Below are 17695 nucleotides of genomic sequence, written 5' to 3' on the forward strand. Positions count from 1 at the left end.
TATCTACTCCTTCAGAACCGATTCGATATATACTGCTGGATCAAGAAGTTCATTCGCAATTATTTCAGTGTATGCAAAAAATGGTTCTGCAAAAATACCTAGAATAATCGTTAAAAGAACAAGTGGTGAAATGGCTAATAATGTTGGCGCGATGGATGTATTTGCTTGTTCTTTCGTATGTTGTGGCGCTCCCCAATACACATTCATGAAGATTTTAATCATGGAGAACAGTGTCAGCATCCCAACAAATAGTGAAAGAAAGACTAAGAAATAGCTTGATTCTTCTGCAGCAGCTACAATTAACGGGAATTTACCGAAAAAGCCGCTAAGCGGAGGAATTCCAGCGATAGATAAGCCAAGTATTAAAAACGACCACGCAAGGGTAGGGTGTGTCTTCAGTAATCCACCCATCTTCTTAAGATCCGTTGTTCCTGTTACCTTTTGAGTCGCGCCAGACATTAAAATTAAGCCTGTCTTAACAATCATGTTATGGGCGAGGAAGTAAACAGCTCCTGCAAGTGCGAGAGCAGTATTTAACCCAATTCCCATAATCATATAGCCAATCTGGCTAATAATGTGGAACGATAAAATTCGTTTGTAATCAAATTGTGCGACGGCACCTAGTACTCCGAGCAACATTGTTAAACCACCAAGAACTAACATAATCGTTTGATGAGTAAAACTCACATCGAATGTAAACACGAGGGTATACATTCGGATAATGCAATAGACACCAACTTTTGTGAGGAGTCCACCAAACAATGCTGTAACAGCTGTTGGAGGGCCGACATAAGAATGTGGCAACCAGAAGTAAAGCGGGAATAGCGCTCCTTTTGTAGCAAAAACTAAGAAAAGGAGAACGGCGATCACTTGAAGTGCGCCAGTTTGTTCCACTTCCGCTACACGTTCTGCCATATGTGCGAAGTTTACGGTTCCTAAGACTCCATAAACATAAGCAATTGCTACTAGAAACAACATAGACGAAAATGCGTTTATAACGGCATATTTAAAGGTCTCTCTAAGTTGAAACTTTGTGCTCCCTGTTACCATTAATGCATAAGAAGCGAGTAGCATGACTTCAAAAAAGACAAACAGGTTAAATAAATCCCCTGTTAAGAACGCTCCATTTACTCCTGTTAATAAGAAAAAGAATAGAGGATAAAAGAAATAACGTTCTCTTCGTTTGTCAATTGTTGAGAATGCAAAGAATAAACAAGTTGCACCAACAATGCTTGTTAATACGACCATGAAAGCTGCTAAGTTGTCAGCAACAATAGCGATTCCGAATGGCGCATCCCATCCACCTAAGCCGATGGACATCGGACCTTCTGTATAAACAAGCCAAGCAATGTATAAAGAAATACCTACAAGTGCAACGGCTGTAATTGAACTAATGATTCGTTGCACCATATGTTTCTTTACAAATAAAATTAACAACGTTCCCATTATAAAAGGGACAATAATCGGCAGCATCACAATATTATTCATCTTCAGAACCCCTCAACTTATCAAGATCTTCAGTTTTGTTGACTTTATAGGTTCTATAGGCAAGGACAACGAGAAATGCCGTAATCCCAAAACTAATGACGATAGCGGTTAGAATCATAGCTTGTGGCAAAGGATCTGTTGCTTCACTACCTGAAATGTCAACGAGCGGTGGTGCCCCTTGCCTTAATCCAGCCATTGTTAAAAGCAGCATGTGCGCCCCGTGTGAGATGAGCATGATACCGATAATAACCTTTAATAAGCTTCTACAAAGGATAAAGTATGTCCCAACTGCAAAAAGAACGCCGATGGCAAAAAACATTAGAATCTCCATTTTTATTCATCCTCCGCAATTGTTACTGTAGCCGCCATTGCCATACCTACAACGACGAGGTAGATACCAAAGTCAAACGGAACCGCTGTTGTTAACTCAACTTCGCCAAAAAACGGCAGATCAAAGTAATCGAAGTATTGAGTGAACATCGGATCGCCGAAGACGGGACCAATTAGCCCAACAAAAAGGGAAACAAACAACCCTGTAGCTAAAATACCGGGGTATGAAAAGCGAATGATCCGGTTTGCAACCCGTCTATCAAAAATGACATAAATCAATATGAACGCACTTGCTGTCATTAGTCCCCCAATGAAACCGCCACCGGGGTTATTATGACCAGCAAAGAATAAATAGAAGGAAAACGCAACGAGAAAATAAATGGTAATGGTAATTAGGATCCGTTGCATGACGTCATGGGATTTTGAATACTTCACACGTCTTCGCCTCCTTTAAATCGAAGTTTCACCATCATAAGGATTGCAAGGGCAACAATGGCTAGAACGAGTACTTCAAGAATCGTATCAAGTCCACGGAAGTCAACAAGGATAACGTTAACCATGTTCTGTCCGCCTGCTTTATCGTAAGAATTCTCGATAAAGTATTCCGCTATTGGCGTGAAATTTGCATCGTTTCGTAATGCAAAAGATGCTGTACCAATTAAGAAAACGAGTAAGCCAACCCCAACTGAAAGCACCACATGTAGTGATTTCCGAACTCTTGAGCCGGTTTCTTGTGTGACTTCTGGTAAGTGTCTGAATGCAAGAAGCAATAAAACAACGGTCACGGTTTCGATGAGTAGCTGTGTCATGGCCAAATCTTGTGCACTAAATACCGCAAAGAGTAGGGCCATTAAGAAACCAACTACACCAACGGTAATAATTAGTTTCACTCGCTCTTTTATAAAGAAAAGAGAAAGTGTACTGATAACAAGTAAGAAGATAATGCCATATAGGAATAGCGGTGCTTCTTCTGTTGGTGTAAAGGACAAGGTGAAACTACCTGACCGAATAAAGCTATAGGTTAGGATTGAAACAATGAACAGAATCATGTATGTGAAATAATCTTTTAACCGTCCTGTCATTTGTACATTTGTTACCCATTCGGATCCAGTTGAAAGACCAGAAAGCGTTTTGTCATAAACGCTGTTAAACGGATCACGATCCTGTTGCATAATCGAAAGTTTCTTCCATTTTGGGTAGGTCATGTAAAGGGTTGTACCAAACCCGATAACTCCGAGTGACATAAGTAATTCAGTATTAACTCCGTGCCATAGACTTAAGTCTAAAGCTAGCTGATCAGCTGGTAAGTGCGGCAAGATGCTGGCAACAGCTGGCTCAATTACTGTAGGAATTAATAAATTTGGAAATAATCCTAGAACGATCACAAGCCCACCTAATATGACAGGGCTAATAAGCATGCCAAGTGGTGCTTCATGTACTTCTTTTGAAAAGTTTTCTTTCTGAAATTTACCAAAGAACGTTTTAAAGAATAAAATGGCGCAGTATAAAAATGTAAAGATACTTGCAATCCAAGCAATCACTAAAATGACAAATCCCCACGTTTCTACACCAGAAAAATTCATCGACGTTATTTGTAGAAGCTCAGTAAAAAACATCTCTTTACTAATAAAGCCATTAAACGGCGGGATTCCTGCCATAGAGGCTAGTCCTACTAACGATATGGTAAACGTTACCGGCATGATAGTCAGAAGACCACCAAGTTTTTCAATGTTTCTTGTGCCTGATTCATGGTCAATGATCCCAACAGCCATAAACAAGCTACCTTTAAAGGTTGCGTGATTAAACAAATGAAGAACTGCGGTGAAAATTGCAGCAGAGTACACTAGGTTTTCATCAATTGTATCTCCTGTAAAGGATGCGGAACCGAGTCCTAATAGAATCATGAGAAGCCCTAATTGGCTAATCGTTGAAAACGCAAGAATGCCTTTTAAATCTTTTTGTCGAACCGCTGAGATCGAACCCCAGGTTAATGTGACCAATCCAGTAATGACAATAATCCAGAACCACTCTGGTGCACCTGCAAAAATAGGCGTCATCCGAGCGACTAAATAAATTCCTGCTTTAACCATCGTGGCAGAGTGTAGATATGCACTAACAGGAGTAGGGGCTTCCATTGCATCTGGTAACCAAAAGTGGAATGGGAATTGTGCTGATTTTGTAAATGCACCTAGTAAAACTAAGATCATAGCGGGGATGAAGTATGGACTTGCCATAATAATATCGCGTTGATCAATTAAAGCTTGAATACTAAATGTACCTGTCTCCATATAAAGGAGAATAAAGCCGGCCATCATCGCAAATCCACCAAATACGGTAATAAGCATGGACTTTCTAGCACCAAAAATGGAACCTTTGTTTGTAAACCAATAACTAATTAGTAACGCTGAAGAAAGACTCGTAATCTCCCAGAAAATATAAAGCACCATTAGGTTGTCTGATAAGACAATTCCAAGCATGGCCCCCATAAACATGAGAAGATACACGTAAAAATTAGCAAGCTGTTCTTTTGTTTTATCTAGGTAGAAAATGGAATAAAGGACAACCAAAACACCAATACCTGTTATTAACAAGGCAAACAGCAGGCCCAGCCCATCAAGATATGCATCGAAGTTAATGTCTAAAGATGGAACCCAAGCCATTTCCTCTAAGACTGACCCACCGTTAGCCGTGTCTTGAAGTCTCGACACAAAGTACGCAAACAAAGCTGCTGGAATAAGAATGGTTATCCAACCAGTATGTAGACGTTTGGTAAGTGGATAAATCAATGGGATGACAATTGCTGCAATAAATGGCAGCAGGATAGCAAGATGTAGGCTTGACATGTTTAACCTCCTTTTAGTAATGAGCAAAATTACATGAATCTCAGCCATTATAGCGTAAAAAATTTAAACTTGCACATTTTTATACTTGACTTTTTTGTGATTAACCATTCCTTTTAAATAGGATGAAACTCAACAAAAATAAGAAAAAATGTATAAGATCTTAATAAAAACGCCACCTTTATAAAAAAGGAGGCGTTTTATTATTCGCACACGGTCGAAAGTATATGTGTCATCGGCAATATTCCTCTGTATGTTCAGCGCAAGTTGGTATTTTTGCGATATAAATGATCTGTACTCTAAGACGGTTACGGATCGTGAAGGAATTCAATCGTTGCAACAAGATGATGAATTATTTGCACCACGACAATACATTAAATTAATCCCCAAAAAAGAACAGTTAGAAGGAGAGGAAGCAAGATAAATGCTTCCTCTTTATTGTTGTTTCGTATGTGAAGTAGGTCGTAGGTAGAAATGACAGACAGTTAAGATGTTAACTTGACTCGATCGTGCAATGAACGCTTGTACAATTCTTTATAAATCAAGTCAATAAAGTCTTGATTTAATTTCAGTTCCAATGCTTTTCGATAGGTTTCAATTAGCAATTCGTCTGACAAGTTTTCCATTTTTAGTCCCTGCTTTCAAGCAGGTTCACCTCCTGTGCATACATACATACGACCATAATTAGTTTGATTTCTTGTATCCTACCATGATCAATCGTGCAGAACAACTGTTCGTTTTATCCACAATTAGCGGTTGATAACTTGTGGGTTAATTGTGGGCAATGTTCTAATTATCTTAATGTACTAATGTTTATAACGTGTATAACGTTATCCACAGGTTCGGTGATTGTATATTTTTGTCGAAAGATTTTATCGATTTTTCTCTATTCCACGTTAGGATCAATGTTTTATTTGAAATAAACGTGTGTAGCAGGTATAGTTGATGTTTGACTAATAGTTTTTGATTGAAAGAGAAAAGAGGTGTGCGTGTGCTTAATCGCCTAACGCCAGATCAATACGTGAAGAGTATATATGAAATAGATTTCTCACTTTTAAAAGATAAAGGAATAAAAGCCGTTATTACAGACTTAGATAATACGTTAGTAGAGTGGAATCGTGCTGACGCGACACCTGAAGTACAAGAGTGGTTTAAGCGGTTAGATGAATTCGGATTGAAGGTGACGATTGTCTCCAATAATAATGAAAGAAGAGTTCGGGCGTTTTGTGATCCGGAAAAACGGGTGTTTATTCATAGTGCGAAAAAGCCTAGACGAAAAGCTTTTAGACAGGCCTGTGAACGAATGGGCGTTAGAACGGAAGAGACCGTTGTGATAGGCGATCAAATTTTTACAGACGTACTTGGTGGAAATCGTGCTGGGATTCATACAATTCTCGTTGTACCTGTCACGCAAACAGACGATTGGATGACAAAAGCAAATCGAAAAATGGAGCGCTATGTTTTAAGGAATATGAAAAAAAGAGGGCTTATTAAGTGGGAGGATAACAAAAGCAATGAGTAATTACGAAGAAGAATTTTTTTGTTCTGGGTGTGGTGTGAAAATCCAAACAACTGAACCGAAAAAGATTGGCTATGCGCCTGCTTCTGCATTATCAAGGGAACAGGTCGTATGCAAAAGATGCTTTCGACTAACGCACTATAATGAAATACAGCCAAGTGGCATTTCCGATCAAGAGTTTTTAGACTTGCTTCATACTCTTAGTGACAAAGATGCGTTGATTGTGAAAATTGTCGATGTTGTTGATTTATATGGTAGTTGGCTCTCGAGTATAAACCGTTTAATAGGCAAAAACAAACTTCTTCTTGTCGCTAATAAAATTGATCTAATGCCTAAGTCGATGAATCGAAATAAATTGCAGCATTGGTTGAAAAAAGAAGCAAGTGATCAAGGCTTAAAACCTGTGGAAACCATGATTATTAGCACAGTGACTGGGGAAGGCATTGACGAAATCATTTCTGTTATTGATGAAGCGAGAAACGATAAAGATGTTTATGTTGTGGGAAGTGCAAATGTTGGCAAGTCCTCTTTTATTAACCAATTATTAAAGCGACACGGGCATGAAAGTGATCCATTTATTACAACCTCTCATTTTCCAGGTACAACGCTGAATATGATTCAAATTCCTTTTGATGAACATAGAGCGTTATACGATACGCCAGGAATTATTAACCGACACCAGTTGTCTCATTATTTAAGTCCGAAAAGTTTAAAACAAATTACGCCAACAAAAGAAATTAAACCGATGGTGTTTCAGTTAAATCCAGGACAAACTTTATTTATTGGGGCATTGGCGCGATTAGATTTTATTAAGGGAGAGCGCACATCGTTTGTCGTTTATGTGTCAAATCAAGTATCAATCCACCGCACAAAGTTGGAAAAGGCCGACCAGCTATACGAGACACATGTCGGCGATTTATTACAGCCACCTACTAGTGAAGATGATGAAGCGGTGTTTAATTTAAAAAGCCAGACGTTTAAATTACACGAAGAAGAAACGGATATTGTTTTTTCTGGTCTTGGCTGGGTAACGGTAAAAGGTGCTGGTGTTACAGTTAATGCACATGCTCCGCAAGAAGTAGCGATCTCAAAACGCGCATCCATTTTGTCTTAAGAACGTTTAGGAGGGTTGTGAAGTGAAGAAGTTTGCTTTAATAGGGAAACCACTTGGTCATAGCAAAAGTGCGAGTATTCATCAAGCTGCATATGAACAGATGGATATACAAGCAAGTTATCAGTCAATGGAAACAGCTGAGGATCAAGTGAAAGAGATTATTGATCGTATTCGAGCGGATGAAATTGCTGGTCTTAACGTAACGATTCCTCATAAGGTTGCAGTCATGGCATTTTTAGATGAAATTGATGAAGACGCTAAAGCCATTGGAGCCGTAAACACGATTAAAAAAGTCGGAAATCGTGTGATTGGGTATAATACAGATGCAGAAGGCTTTAAAGAGTCGTTACTTGATAAATTAAAGGCGGCTTCCGTAAAGCAAAAGAAAATACTGGTGATTGGAGCAGGTGGGGCTGCGCGGGCGATCGTTCATATACTTGCAAAAGACGGTGCGATTCTTTCACTGACCAACCGTACCCATCAAAAAGCAGAAACGTTGGCTGGTATGTCCCCTTTTGACGTTAACGTAATAACGAAAGCTGATGCGGAGAAGACATTGGAACAATTTGATATCGTCATTAATACAACATCTGTCGGGATGTCTTTAGCAAACGACGAATTGCCGCTTCAGTTGACTTTTTTACATCGTGAAACGTTAGTCTGTGACCTTATTTATAACCCATTAGAAACGGTGTTGCTAAAAGAAGCGAGAATGAAGGGCAATAAAACGTTGAATGGTGTCGGGATGCTCGTTAACCAAGCTGCGTTAGCCATTGAGCTATGGACAGGACAAAAACCAGATCGAGGAATTATGGAAACAACATTATTAAATGAAGCAAAGTGATAACGGAGGAACAACATGTTAACAAATAAACAAAAGCGTTTTTTACGAGGAAAGTCACACACCATTCAGCCAATCTTTCAAGTTGGTAAAGCGGGTGTGAATGAGAATATGATTACACAAATCAACGAGGCCCTTGAGGTAAGAGAACTAATAAAGGTTTCCATCTTGCAAAACAACATGGAAGAGAATGATTCAGTTGCAACTGAAATAGTTAACGGAACTGGTGCGGATGTAGTGCAATTAATTGGGAGCACAATCATTCTTTACAAAAAATCGGTAAACAATCCTACCTTGCAATTGCCGAATTAGTCAGGAGGAAGACAATGCGACGAATCGGCTTGTTTGGTGGAACGTTTGATCCACCGCATCACGGGCATTTACTAATTGCCCAAGAAGCCCAGCTAGCATTACAACTTGATGAAGTTTGGTTTATTCCAGTGTCAGATCCCCCACATAAAGTACGTAACGAATTAACATCAGGTTCGGATCGCTTGGCATTAACACAAGCGGCAGTGGCTTCGCAATCTACGTTTAAAGTACTGGATCTGGAAATCGAACGAAAAGGTAAATCGTATACGTTTGATACAGTAGAACAGTTGACAAATCAATTTCCAGAAGACCATTTCTACTTTCTCATCGGCGCAGATATGGTCGAGCAATTGGAGAAATGGTACAAAATTGATCAACTAAAAAAGATGGTGACGTTTGCGGCGTTTGATCGCCCTGGTTCGCACATTTCTGCTCATAAAGAAGTCGAACATATTCCGTTTTTAGAAGTAGAGATTTCATCTTCGCTCATCCGAAAACGAGTCCAGGAAGGCAAACCGATTCGTTATTTTGTACCAGAATCAGTGCGGGAACTCATAAAGGAGCGTTCTTTATATGGCAATTACAGCTAAAGGGGCTTGGGAAATTGTTCGCCATCACCTCACTGAAAAGCGATTTCAGCATACAATCGGTGTGACAGAGACTGCAATTCGATTGGCTAGACAGTATCATGTAGATGAGGAGAAGGCGGAATTAGCGGCGATTGTTCATGACATATGTAAGTACCATGATACAGATGAGATGGCGAACCATTTAGCTGCTAAAGGCGAAACACATTGGGCCGTATTTGGTCGAGAGTTGCTTCATGCTCCTTATGGTGCACTGTATAGTAAAAATGAGCTACAGATTGAAGATGGCGACATTTTACAAGCTGTTCGATCCCATACAACAGGACGCGCGAACATGTCTAGGTTAGAGCAAGTACTCTTTGTGGCAGACTATATTGAACCAAATCGTTCATTTCAGGGTGTGGAAAAAGCTCGGGAGCTAGCAGACATTCATTTAGATCGAGCCTGTCAGTTTAGTTTAAATAATACGATGAATTACCTTCTATCAAAAGATTTGCCGATTCATCCGTACACAATTGAAGCATACAATTATTATACGTTGAAAGGGGAACAAGAGATTGAATCCATTTTTAAAATTAGCCGTTCATACGATTGACGATAAGCGAGGTCATAATATTACCGCCTTGGATATGAAAGGAATTTCACCAATTGCTGATTACTTTGTTATTTGCCATGGTAATTCTGAAAAACAAGTTCAAGCGATTGCCCACGAGCTTAAAAAAGTCTTTCAAGAACAAGGACAAGATATTAAAAGGCTTGAAGGATATGATAAAGCACGCTGGGTGTTGCTTGATATTGGCGATGTCGTTATTCATATTTTTCACAAAGAAGAGCGCGTTTATTACAATTTAGAAAAGCTATGGGGAGACGCGCCTACCGTCCCGTTACAAGAGGTTATTAGCCAATGATGAAACCAGGAGAATTAGCTACTCTTACCGTGATAAGAGAAGCTTCTTTTGGCTTTTTTCTCACGGATGGCAACGAAGATGTATTGCTACACAAAAATGACTTAACAGAGTCGGTCTCAATTGATGATCGCTTAGATGTGTTCCTTTATCATGATCACCAAAACCGCTTAAGTGCTACCATGAAACAACCCATCATTAAAAACGAGGAAATTGGCTGGCTTGAAGTTGTACAGGTACGTCCGACTCATGGGGTGTTTGTGTACAACGGCATTTCACGTGATTTATTTGTATCGATGGACGAACTGCCTCAAGATCGCATGGAGTGGCCGCAAAAAGGGGATCACTTATGCTGTTCGTTAACGTGGGATAAAAAGGGGCGATTAATGGGACGGCTCGTAAAGGGTGGACCCATTACGGATGCAGCGATTAAAGCGGATCAAGACTGGCTTAATCGCGATGTGTCGGGAATCATCTATCACTTTCTAGATGAAGGGGCTGCGATACGAATTAAAGACGGTCCCATTGCCTTCTTACATCAAGATGAAGCGGATGGAATACCGAGGCTCGGACAAACCATTACTGCAAGGGTTCAATTTGTACGTGAAGATGGTCGCGTGAATGTATCCCAGCGGTTAAAACGGACAGATCAGCAAGATATCGATGCTAAAAAAGTGTTAACGTATCTGGAAGCACGCCAAAATCATGCGATGCCTTTAACGGATAAATCGACCCCTGAAGATATTGAGCGTGCTCTAGGTATGAGCAAAGCAGCCTTTAAACGGGCTTTAGGAAAGTTATTGAAGCAAAAGCTAATTGTTCAACAAGATGGGTTTACACATAAGGTAAAGTGATCGGAGTTGAATGAGATGAAACCTTATTTACAGTTTGCTAATATCTATGATGACCTTATGGAGCACGTTGATTATGATCGCTGGCTAACGTATATGGAGAAAGCCTTAAAAGAAAGGGGCATTCGAGCGACGACCATTTTAGATATTGGTTGTGGTACAGGAGAATTCATGCTGCGAATGAATCAGGCTGGCTATACGGTTGCTGGTCTGGATTTGTCTGAAGATATGTTAACGGTCGCGCATCAAAAATTACAAAGTGCTGGTTATCCTGCTCAAATTTTTCATGAAGATATGAGCCAGTTTTCAGGACTAGGTCGTTACGATGTTATTACGATTTTTTGCGATTCGTTAAATTATATAAAAGAAGAAGAGGCTTTTAAACAAGTGTTTTTACGCTGCTACGATGCATTAAATGATGGAGGTTTATTGTTATTTGATGTCCATTCTCCTTTTAAGATGACGCAGTTTGATCAAGCGACATATGCAGATGATGGCGACGGGGTAGCGTATATTTGGCATTCCTTTACAGGAGACGCACCGAATAGTGTTGAGCACGAACTAACGTTTTTTATTGAGCAAGAGAATGGACTTTATGAACGTGTAGAAGAGCTTCATCAAGAACGAACATTTGATGAAAAAACATACACGAAATGGTTGAAAGAATCTGGGTTCAACGCTATTCAAGTTACCAGTGACTTTTGTGATGAACCTCCACATGCTAAAACAGAGAGATTTTTCTTTTCCGCAAAAAAAGAAGCAGGAACATCGTAAGAAAGAGCGAATAAGTTAAAATAAGTTAGGAAGTCCTAACTTATTTTAACTGGAACTCTTGTACGAGCTTTTGTTTTTCTGATGAAAATTTTTCTTCTGTTAATCGAAACAACGATCCGAAACCATCCCCTACTAATTGATCCAAATGTGCAATCCCAACACCTGTTATGCCTCCAGGCACACATACACGTTCTTGTAACGTTGGTAATGTGTAATACCCTTCCTCTAGTAGCTTTCCTAAACCGATCAACATCGATGTTGTTAATTCAGTTGCTTCTTTTTCTCCTAATGGTGTTTCCGAGACAGCTCCTTCAATAAATCGCTGTGCCATAAACGCAAAAAACGCTGGTCCACAACTAACGATATCAGATGATACTCGCGTTACATTTTCGTCAATAAACAAAGGACTTGAAATGGTTGAAATGAACGCAAGGATTTCCTGTTCATCTTCTTGGGTGCAGCGATTACTAAAGCTTACAAGAGTGGAGCCAGACTGTGCGCGATTTAGTATGCTAGGAATAATCCTTCCCACCTTACATGGAAACAGCTCCTCTAAATGTTCAACTGAAACCGGGCTAGTAATCGAAATCATTACATGTTCGTTTGTAAGAAAAGGTGTGATAGTTGGTGTAAGTACTGGTATATCTTTTGGTTTAACGCAAAGAAAAATCCATTTACACGTTTCCGCTAATTCTTTAATAGAAGGAGCAATCATGACACCAGGGTACTTTTCTTGAACGGCTTTTGCTTTTAAAACCGTTCGATTAATAACGACAATGTCTTTTTCTTCTATCGACTTCGCTTCTAATAATGTATCTATTAACATACTACCCATACTGCCTACTCCAATAAATCCGACTTTCATGTAAAAACCTCCCTTAAGACGTAGCTTTACTCATGTTATGCAAGACTGCTTGGTTATCATTCCAAGATTGATGAGGAGGTAGAGTGTGAAAAACCGTATCATACAATTTGTTAAAAATGGCTATACAGCAATTGGGGCATTGGGGCTAAGTGTATTGATCCTTCTTTTTTTGTTCTTACAGGGACTTAACGGGGAAGAGGCTGACGATAGCGCGTTTTCTGAACCTGCATTTCTAACAAATGAGGCGGTTGAAGAAGAAGCCGATGATCGCACGGCTTTACCGATTATCGTCGATGTGAAAGGCGCAATTGAACAACCTGGGGTCTATTCATTTATAGAAGGAGACCGTGTGGATGATGCGATTGACCGGGCCGGGGGATTTACAGAAACGGCTGAGGTTAACCAAGTGAATTTAGCGCAAAAATTAATCGATGAACAAGTAATATACGTTCCAGAAATCGGAGAAGAGCCTGTTCAGGTAGCGATTGGTGCAGGAGGAAGTGGGGGGCAGGATGAAGAAGGGAAAGTCAATCTTAATACAGCCTCTGTGGAGGAACTTCAGGCATTACCAGGAATTGGCCCTTCGAAAGCAGCTACAATTGTACAGTATCGAGAGGAGAATGGGTTGTTTCAAACCGTTGAAGACATTAAAAATGTAAGTGGAATTGGCGAAAAATCGTATGAATCACTAAAAGACGCTATTAGTGTTAAGTGAGCATAGATTGACGGAAGCTGCAAATCACTTTAAACTCTTACTATGCATGAAAAAAGGAGCACGATCATGGAACGCATCTCATGGGATTTATATTTTATGTCACAAAGTCAATTGCTATCTTTGCGGAGTACGTGTCCGAGATTGAAGGTAGGCGCTACGATTGTACGAGAAAAACGAATTATTGCAGGGGGCTATAACGGGTCTGTATCAGGTTCAGATCACTGTCTTGATCAGGGTTGCTATGTCGTAGATGGTCATTGTATACGTACCGTTCACGCCGAAGTAAATGCGCTGTTGCAATGTGCTAAATTCGGTGTCCCAACGAAGGGTGCGGAAATCTATATAACGCATTTTCCGTGTGTACATTGTGCGAAGTCATTAATTCAAGCAGGCATTTCCAAAGTTCACTATGCCAAAGACTATAAAAATCAACCATATGCCGAGCAGCTTTTTGCTGAAGCCGGAATTGATTGTATAGAAGTTGAATTAGATCCATCCGTACTTGATGAGTTTTTTCACGATAAACTAGCATTAACAACAGAGCTATTGCAAGAAGTTGAACAGCTAGGTGTTTCAGATGAGCGATTAGAAGAATTAGCCACTAAAACACAATCCCTTTATTTCTCTAAAACAAGTGAATAAAGCATTCATTTCTTTTCTAGCTGTTATGTCTGCAATCTTGTTTGTCTTACAAAGCAGTTTGATCCTCGCTTTTGTTTTTTTTATCAGTGGTTTCGTTCTTTCTTCTTTTCACTTTTTAAAAGGGGAAAGGACAACCATTTGGTACCTCCTCATTCCGTTCATTCTTTATTTCTTATCCACCTCTTATATTCACCAAAAAAATGCTTCAACATTGACGCCTGGGCCTACTGAGCTTACATTCCAGTTACTTGATGGAGTGTATATTGATGGAAATCAATTGAAAACAACGATTCAAACAGCAGATAATGAAAAACTAATGTTAACGGCTTACAGCCAAACTGAAGAGGCGTTAACCAGTTGGACAGCTAAAGCTGGGGATATTTGTCAGGCGAAAGGCGATTTAAAAAGGCCGATGGAAGCAAGAAATCATTATGCATTTGATTACCAACAGTTTTTATATTATCAGCGTATTCACTATTTATTTGACGTCAAACAACTCCAGTTCATAGAATGCACAACAAATACAGACGTCTCTTTTCTTTATCAATTAAATCAATATCGTCATCATGTGATGTCACTTTTGCGAGAACGGCTCCCTCCATCCATTAGCGGGGTCGTTATTGCTTTGACATTAGGTGAGCGCTATTATATGGACCCTCTTGTAAGTGATGCCTATTCAAAATTAGGGGTGATTCATTTACTCGCTATTTCTGGTTTGCATGTTGGCATTGTTACAGGGACCTACTTTTATGTAATGATTCGAATCGGTGTTCCGAGAGAGCTCGTCATTCTTAGTATCTTCGTTCTTCTCCCTTTTTTTATTTTCTTGACGGGCGCTTCTCCACCTGTTGTTCGAGCAGCCGTTATGACGATGATTTACTTTTTACTTCTTTTCTTACGTGTTCCCATTCACCCATTCTACGGATTTTCGGCAATTTTTCTCCTCTACTTATTTTTCCAACCTTATGCTCTCTTTCAACTCGGGTTTCAACTATCCTTTCTTGTGTCATTTACGCTTCTCTTAGTTCAAAAAACAATTATGAACCGGGTTCATTCCTATATGGGACGTTTATTCTATGTGACGACGATTGCACAGCTGATAGGTTTGCCTTTAATTGCATTTCATTTTTATGAATGGTCTCCATTTAGCCTTATAATTAATTTAATCTATATTCCGTTTGTCTCGTTGTTTTTGCTTCCATATAGCTTTTTACTTGTCTTCATAAACGGCTTTTCTATTCATGCTGTACAACTACTCGCATTTTTTCCAGCCATTGTGATGGAGTGGCTTCATAAATGGATTGTGGCGTTAGCAGACTATGTCTATGTATTTGTTATTGGTCGTCCCCATGTGCTAATCGTTCTTTGTTTATATAGTTTACTCATTTTAAGTGGCCTATTATGGGAAAGGCGCTCACGTTGGCTGTATCTATCGCTAGGTTTGTTTTCTGTATGCTTAATCCTTCCATCGCAACTGCCGAAATGGAATGATCAAGCGGTCGTTACCATGCTCGATGTCGGACAGGGAGATAGTATGATTATTGAAACGCCTTACCGGAAGGAAGTTTATATTATTGATACAGGTGGAGTTGTGTCGTTTGCGACAGAAGACTGGCAGCAAAAAAAGAAAACCTTTGATACTGGAAAAGATATCGTTGTGCCCTATATGAAGGCGAAAGGAATTAAGAAAATCGATGGGCTCATATTGACTCACGGTGATTATGATCATGTAGGTGGAGCGGAGGCGGTATTAAATGAACTGCAAGTAGAACAAGTGTATCTTCCATACGGCGAACTAGAAAAAGAGATTGACTATCACTTAGTGGAGATTATTGATGATGCGAAATTAACGTTTGTGCATGCGGGGGATACCATTTCCGATCAATTTTACGTTCTTCATCCAACGGCGGATAAGTCGTGGAGTGGAAATGATAAATCAATCGTTCTCTATACTTCATTTTATGATACGTCTCTTTTATTAACCGGTGATTTAGAAAAGGAAGGAGAAGATGATTTAAAACAGCGTTATCCGCAATTGAGTGTGGATTTGTTAAAAGTAGGGCATCACGGAAGTCAGACTTCAACGCAACCGCATTTTCTTGAGCAATTATCGCCGCAGCTTGCTTTTATATCAGCAGGTGTGAACAACCGCTTCGGTCATCCTCATCCTGATGTATTAGATCGTTTACATGCTTCAGGTGTTGATGTCTATCAAACAAATCTTCATGCCACAGTCGAAATTGTGATTAATGAGAACAGGATCGACGTTTTTCCAACACAGTCACAATAAAAAACAGCCCACATTATGACTGAAAAATTTTTCAATAAAAGATGGATAGGTGTTTACGTATGTAGCATGAGGTGCAAACGACCATCTTTGACGGAAACGGTTTCTTTTTAGTCGATAAAAATGAGAGCTGTTTTTTTGTTTCTAGAATGTAGCCACATCCACAATATTTGCGATGATAAATATTAATGCAAAAAACCCAAAAGAGGCAACAAAGCCAACAATCGATGGGACAATATCATTTGCTTTATCTTGGACATCTTTTTCAAAGTGATTCATTTTATGCACCTCCTCTTCCGTAAGTATACGTGATTTTTTTGAAAATGAAAAGATTTGTTCAACTATGCGACATTGCTTTTTACTGAACATTAAAGAAAACCATCTTGAATACAGCACCGAACTTTCATTGCTTGCATATGTTGTTGTATACAGTGGTGGCCCGCTTTTAACGGGAAGTCCTAGGGTCTTCGTTAAAAGCGTTCATTATAGATTGAGGGGGAAGAGATTTCCCCTCTTGCTCATTCATGTAAAAATGAATACACTATAAAAATGAGCATGAGTGAGGAGTTATACATATGAGCATTTTAGGAACCATCCAAAAACTAAAGGGAGACTCGTTGCAGCATGTATATTTTTTATACGGGTCTGAAACGTATTTAATAGATGCTTTTGTAAATAAAGTACGGTCTTTATTATTTACCGAAGCAGATGATTCAATGAATGATAGCCGATTTCAAGTTGTAGACACGCCGATTCAAGAGATCGTTGAGGAAGCTGCAACAATTCCGTTTTTTTCGAATCGAAAACTAGTCGTCATTCAAGATTTTTATTTTGTCTCCACTCAAAAAGTAAAAGCGAAGGTAGAGCACGATCTTTCTGCGCTTGAACAGTATATCCAATCGCCGTCGGATTCAACCGTTTTTATCATCATTGCGCCATATGAAAAAGTGGACGAGCGTAAAAAGCTAACGAAACAATTAAAAAAACAAACGGCAGCGCTTGAATCAAATCCACTGAATGAAGAACAAGTAAAACAGTGGATGGTTAATGCTGTTGGCGAACAAGGCTTTACAATTGATAAGACTGCTGCACAGCTGTTGTTTGCCCGCGTTGGTTCTAATTTAATGTTAATAGAAAAAGAACTCGAGAAGTGTATGCTGTTTACGGCAGATAAAAAGCATATCGTAGAGCAGGATGTGGAAACGCTTGTTGCAGAGACGGTGGATGAGAGTATTTTTTCAGTTGTCGAAAGTGTGGCAAGTGGGAAAACGGAGCAAGCGCTCAGAACGTATCACAAGTTATTACGACAAAAAGAAGAACCTTTGGCCATGCTTGCTCTATTAACACGACAATTTCGCAACCTGCTTTATGTAAAGATTCGACAAGAAAAAGGATACAATCAAAAAGAAATTGCTGGCCAGCTTAATCTACATCCGTATGTAATAAAACTTACGATGCAACAGACAAATCGTCATGCAAAAAGCGATCTTCGAAAAGCGATAATCGCATGTGCAGACACTGATTATGCGATTAAAACAGGAAAAGGGGAAAAAGAACGCTCGGTAGAATTGCTATTACTGAAATTAAGTACACGAACATAAAAAAACGATTCACACAAGGTGAAT

General features: G+C 39.5%; 20 protein-coding genes. 13 read left to right on the top strand and 7 right to left on the bottom strand.

Annotation, left to right across the window (positions count from 1 at the left end):
• Positions 1 to 3: 3 nt before the first annotated feature.
• From ABC361_RS07690 to sda, 5 genes are all read right to left on the bottom strand, one after another.
• Positions 4 to 1488, bottom strand: coding sequence for a Na+/H+ antiporter subunit D (locus tag ABC361_RS07690; protein WP_413073444.1), 1485 nt, complete (start codon positions 1486 to 1488; stop codon positions 4 to 6).
• Entirely contained in the window at positions 1481 to 1819 is a 339-nt protein-coding gene (locus ABC361_RS07695; protein ID WP_413073445.1) for a Na(+)/H(+) antiporter subunit C, read from the bottom strand. The genes ABC361_RS07690 and ABC361_RS07695 overlap by 8 nt, the downstream gene beginning before the upstream one ends.
• 2 nt (positions 1820 to 1821) lie before the next feature.
• Complete coding sequence (locus ABC361_RS07700) at positions 1822 to 2253, bottom strand: MnhB domain-containing protein (protein WP_413073446.1); 432 nt, start codon at positions 2251 to 2253, stop codon at positions 1822 to 1824.
• On the bottom strand, positions 2250 to 4661 hold the full coding sequence (locus tag ABC361_RS07705) for a Na+/H+ antiporter subunit A (protein WP_413073447.1): 2412 nt from the start codon (positions 4659 to 4661) through the stop codon (positions 2250 to 2252). The genes ABC361_RS07700 and ABC361_RS07705 overlap by 4 nt, the downstream gene beginning before the upstream one ends.
• Before the next feature lie 482 nt (positions 4662 to 5143).
• Positions 5144 to 5284: a sporulation histidine kinase inhibitor Sda gene (sda, locus tag ABC361_RS07710; protein ID WP_099300368.1), complete on the bottom strand. Its 141-nt coding sequence runs from the start codon at positions 5282 to 5284 to the stop codon at positions 5144 to 5146.
• 365 nt (positions 5285 to 5649) lie between these two features.
• On the opposite strand from sda, the gene ABC361_RS07715 reads away from it, so the two are divergent.
• From ABC361_RS07715 to ABC361_RS07755, 9 genes are read left to right on the top strand one after another with little or no spacing between them, the layout of a single operon-like run.
• Positions 5650 to 6180, top strand: coding sequence for a YqeG family HAD IIIA-type phosphatase (locus ABC361_RS07715; RefSeq protein ID WP_413073448.1), 531 nt, complete (start codon positions 5650 to 5652; stop codon positions 6178 to 6180).
• Positions 6173 to 7291, top strand: a complete 1119-nt coding sequence (yqeH, locus tag ABC361_RS07720; protein ID WP_413073449.1) for a ribosome biogenesis GTPase YqeH — start codon at positions 6173 to 6175, stop codon at positions 7289 to 7291. Before ABC361_RS07715 ends, yqeH begins: the two co-directional genes overlap by 8 nt.
• A gap of 22 nt (positions 7292 to 7313) precedes the next feature.
• A complete protein-coding gene (gene aroE, locus ABC361_RS07725; RefSeq protein WP_413073450.1) occupies positions 7314 to 8135 on the top strand; it encodes a shikimate dehydrogenase in 822 nt (273 codons plus the stop codon).
• Positions 8136 to 8150: 15 nt separating this feature from the next.
• On the top strand, positions 8151 to 8444 hold the full coding sequence (gene yhbY / locus ABC361_RS07730; protein ID WP_375078708.1) for a ribosome assembly RNA-binding protein YhbY: 294 nt from the start codon (positions 8151 to 8153) through the stop codon (positions 8442 to 8444).
• A gap of 14 nt (positions 8445 to 8458) precedes the next feature.
• The gene (locus tag ABC361_RS07735; RefSeq protein ID WP_413073451.1) at positions 8459 to 9034 is read left to right on the top strand and encodes a nicotinate-nucleotide adenylyltransferase; all 576 of its coding nucleotides are present in this window, start codon (positions 8459 to 8461) and stop codon (positions 9032 to 9034) included.
• The gene (gene yqeK / locus ABC361_RS07740; protein WP_413073452.1) at positions 9018 to 9626 is read left to right on the top strand and encodes a bis(5'-nucleosyl)-tetraphosphatase (symmetrical) YqeK; all 609 of its coding nucleotides are present in this window, start codon (positions 9018 to 9020) and stop codon (positions 9624 to 9626) included. The genes ABC361_RS07735 and yqeK overlap by 17 nt, the downstream gene beginning before the upstream one ends.
• Positions 9589 to 9939: a ribosome silencing factor gene (gene rsfS, locus ABC361_RS07745; protein WP_375078705.1), complete on the top strand. Its 351-nt coding sequence runs from the start codon at positions 9589 to 9591 to the stop codon at positions 9937 to 9939. Before yqeK ends, rsfS begins: the two co-directional genes overlap by 38 nt.
• Positions 9936 to 10790 carry a CvfB family protein gene (locus ABC361_RS07750; RefSeq protein ID WP_413073453.1) on the top strand — a complete coding sequence of 285 codons (855 nt, stop codon included), beginning with the start codon at positions 9936 to 9938 and terminating at the stop codon, positions 10788 to 10790. Before rsfS ends, ABC361_RS07750 begins: the two co-directional genes overlap by 4 nt.
• A gap of 15 nt (positions 10791 to 10805) precedes the next feature.
• Positions 10806 to 11561: a class I SAM-dependent DNA methyltransferase gene (locus tag ABC361_RS07755; protein ID WP_413073454.1), complete on the top strand. Its 756-nt coding sequence runs from the start codon at positions 10806 to 10808 to the stop codon at positions 11559 to 11561.
• A 40-nt stretch (positions 11562 to 11601) separates the two neighbouring features.
• Here ABC361_RS07755 and comER read toward each other — a convergent pair whose 3' ends face one another.
• A complete protein-coding gene (gene comER / locus ABC361_RS07760; RefSeq protein WP_413073455.1) occupies positions 11602 to 12426 on the bottom strand; it encodes a late competence protein ComER in 825 nt (274 codons plus the stop codon).
• A gap of 85 nt (positions 12427 to 12511) precedes the next feature.
• On the opposite strand from comER, the gene ABC361_RS07765 reads away from it, so the two are divergent.
• The 3 genes from ABC361_RS07765 to ABC361_RS07775 all read left to right on the top strand — a co-directional run bounded on the left by ABC361_RS07765 (position 12512) and on the right by ABC361_RS07775 (position 16073).
• Positions 12512 to 13141, top strand: a complete 630-nt coding sequence (locus tag ABC361_RS07765) for a helix-hairpin-helix domain-containing protein (RefSeq protein ID WP_413073456.1) — start codon at positions 12512 to 12514, stop codon at positions 13139 to 13141.
• 66 nt (positions 13142 to 13207) lie between these two features.
• Complete coding sequence (locus tag ABC361_RS07770) at positions 13208 to 13783, top strand: ComE operon protein 2 (protein WP_413073457.1); 576 nt, start codon at positions 13208 to 13210, stop codon at positions 13781 to 13783.
• Between the two features lie 25 nt (positions 13784 to 13808).
• On the top strand, positions 13809 to 16073 hold the full coding sequence (locus tag ABC361_RS07775) for a DNA internalization-related competence protein ComEC/Rec2 (protein ID WP_413073458.1): 2265 nt from the start codon (positions 13809 to 13811) through the stop codon (positions 16071 to 16073).
• A 141-nt stretch (positions 16074 to 16214) separates the two neighbouring features.
• Here ABC361_RS07775 and ABC361_RS07780 read toward each other — a convergent pair whose 3' ends face one another.
• The gene (locus tag ABC361_RS07780) at positions 16215 to 16349 is read right to left on the bottom strand and encodes a YqzM family protein (protein WP_099302074.1); all 135 of its coding nucleotides are present in this window, start codon (positions 16347 to 16349) and stop codon (positions 16215 to 16217) included.
• Between the two features lie 296 nt (positions 16350 to 16645).
• On the opposite strand from ABC361_RS07780, the gene holA reads away from it, so the two are divergent.
• Positions 16646 to 17671 (top strand): DNA polymerase III subunit delta, encoded by a 1026-nt coding sequence (holA, locus tag ABC361_RS07785; protein ID WP_413073459.1) that lies wholly within the window; start codon positions 16646 to 16648, stop codon positions 17669 to 17671.
• The last annotated feature ends 24 nt before the right edge of the window (positions 17672 to 17695 follow it).

This window comes from Shouchella phoenicis, assembly GCF_047238345.1.
In the GTDB taxonomy this organism is placed as follows: Bacteria; Bacillota; Bacilli; order Bacillales; family Bacillaceae_D; genus Shouchella.

Bases quoted from the DNA above. Each gene is read 5' to 3' on its own strand.
- ABC361_RS07690 (WP_413073444.1), bottom strand. From the start codon at position 1,488: ATGAATAATATTGTGATGCTGCCGATTATTGTCCCTTTTATAATGGGA.
- ABC361_RS07695 (WP_413073445.1), bottom strand. From the start codon at position 1,819: ATGGAGATTCTAATGTTTTTTGCCATCGGCGTTCTTTTTGCAGTTGGG.
- ABC361_RS07705 (WP_413073447.1), bottom strand. From the start codon at position 4,661: ATGTCAAGCCTACATCTTGCTATCCTGCTGCCATTTATTGCAGCAATT.
- sda (WP_099300368.1), bottom strand. From the start codon at position 5,284: ATGGAAAACTTGTCAGACGAATTGCTAATTGAAACCTATCGAAAAGCA.
- yqeH (WP_413073449.1), top strand. From the start codon at position 6,173: ATGAGTAATTACGAAGAAGAATTTTTTTGTTCTGGGTGTGGTGTGAAA.
- yhbY (WP_375078708.1), top strand. From the start codon at position 8,151: ATGTTAACAAATAAACAAAAGCGTTTTTTACGAGGAAAGTCACACACC.
- ABC361_RS07735 (WP_413073451.1), top strand. From the start codon at position 8,459: ATGCGACGAATCGGCTTGTTTGGTGGAACGTTTGATCCACCGCATCAC.
- yqeK (WP_413073452.1), top strand. From the start codon at position 9,018: ATGGCAATTACAGCTAAAGGGGCTTGGGAAATTGTTCGCCATCACCTC.
- ABC361_RS07750 (WP_413073453.1), top strand. From the start codon at position 9,936: ATGATGAAACCAGGAGAATTAGCTACTCTTACCGTGATAAGAGAAGCT.
- ABC361_RS07755 (WP_413073454.1), top strand. From the start codon at position 10,806: ATGAAACCTTATTTACAGTTTGCTAATATCTATGATGACCTTATGGAG.
- comER (WP_413073455.1), bottom strand. From the start codon at position 12,426: ATGAAAGTCGGATTTATTGGAGTAGGCAGTATGGGTAGTATGTTAATA.
- ABC361_RS07770 (WP_413073457.1), top strand. From the start codon at position 13,208: ATGGAACGCATCTCATGGGATTTATATTTTATGTCACAAAGTCAATTG.
- ABC361_RS07775 (WP_413073458.1), top strand. From the start codon at position 13,809: ATGTCTGCAATCTTGTTTGTCTTACAAAGCAGTTTGATCCTCGCTTTT.
- ABC361_RS07780 (WP_099302074.1), bottom strand. From the start codon at position 16,349: ATGAATCACTTTGAAAAAGATGTCCAAGATAAAGCAAATGATATTGTC.
- holA (WP_413073459.1), top strand. From the start codon at position 16,646: ATGAGCATTTTAGGAACCATCCAAAAACTAAAGGGAGACTCGTTGCAG.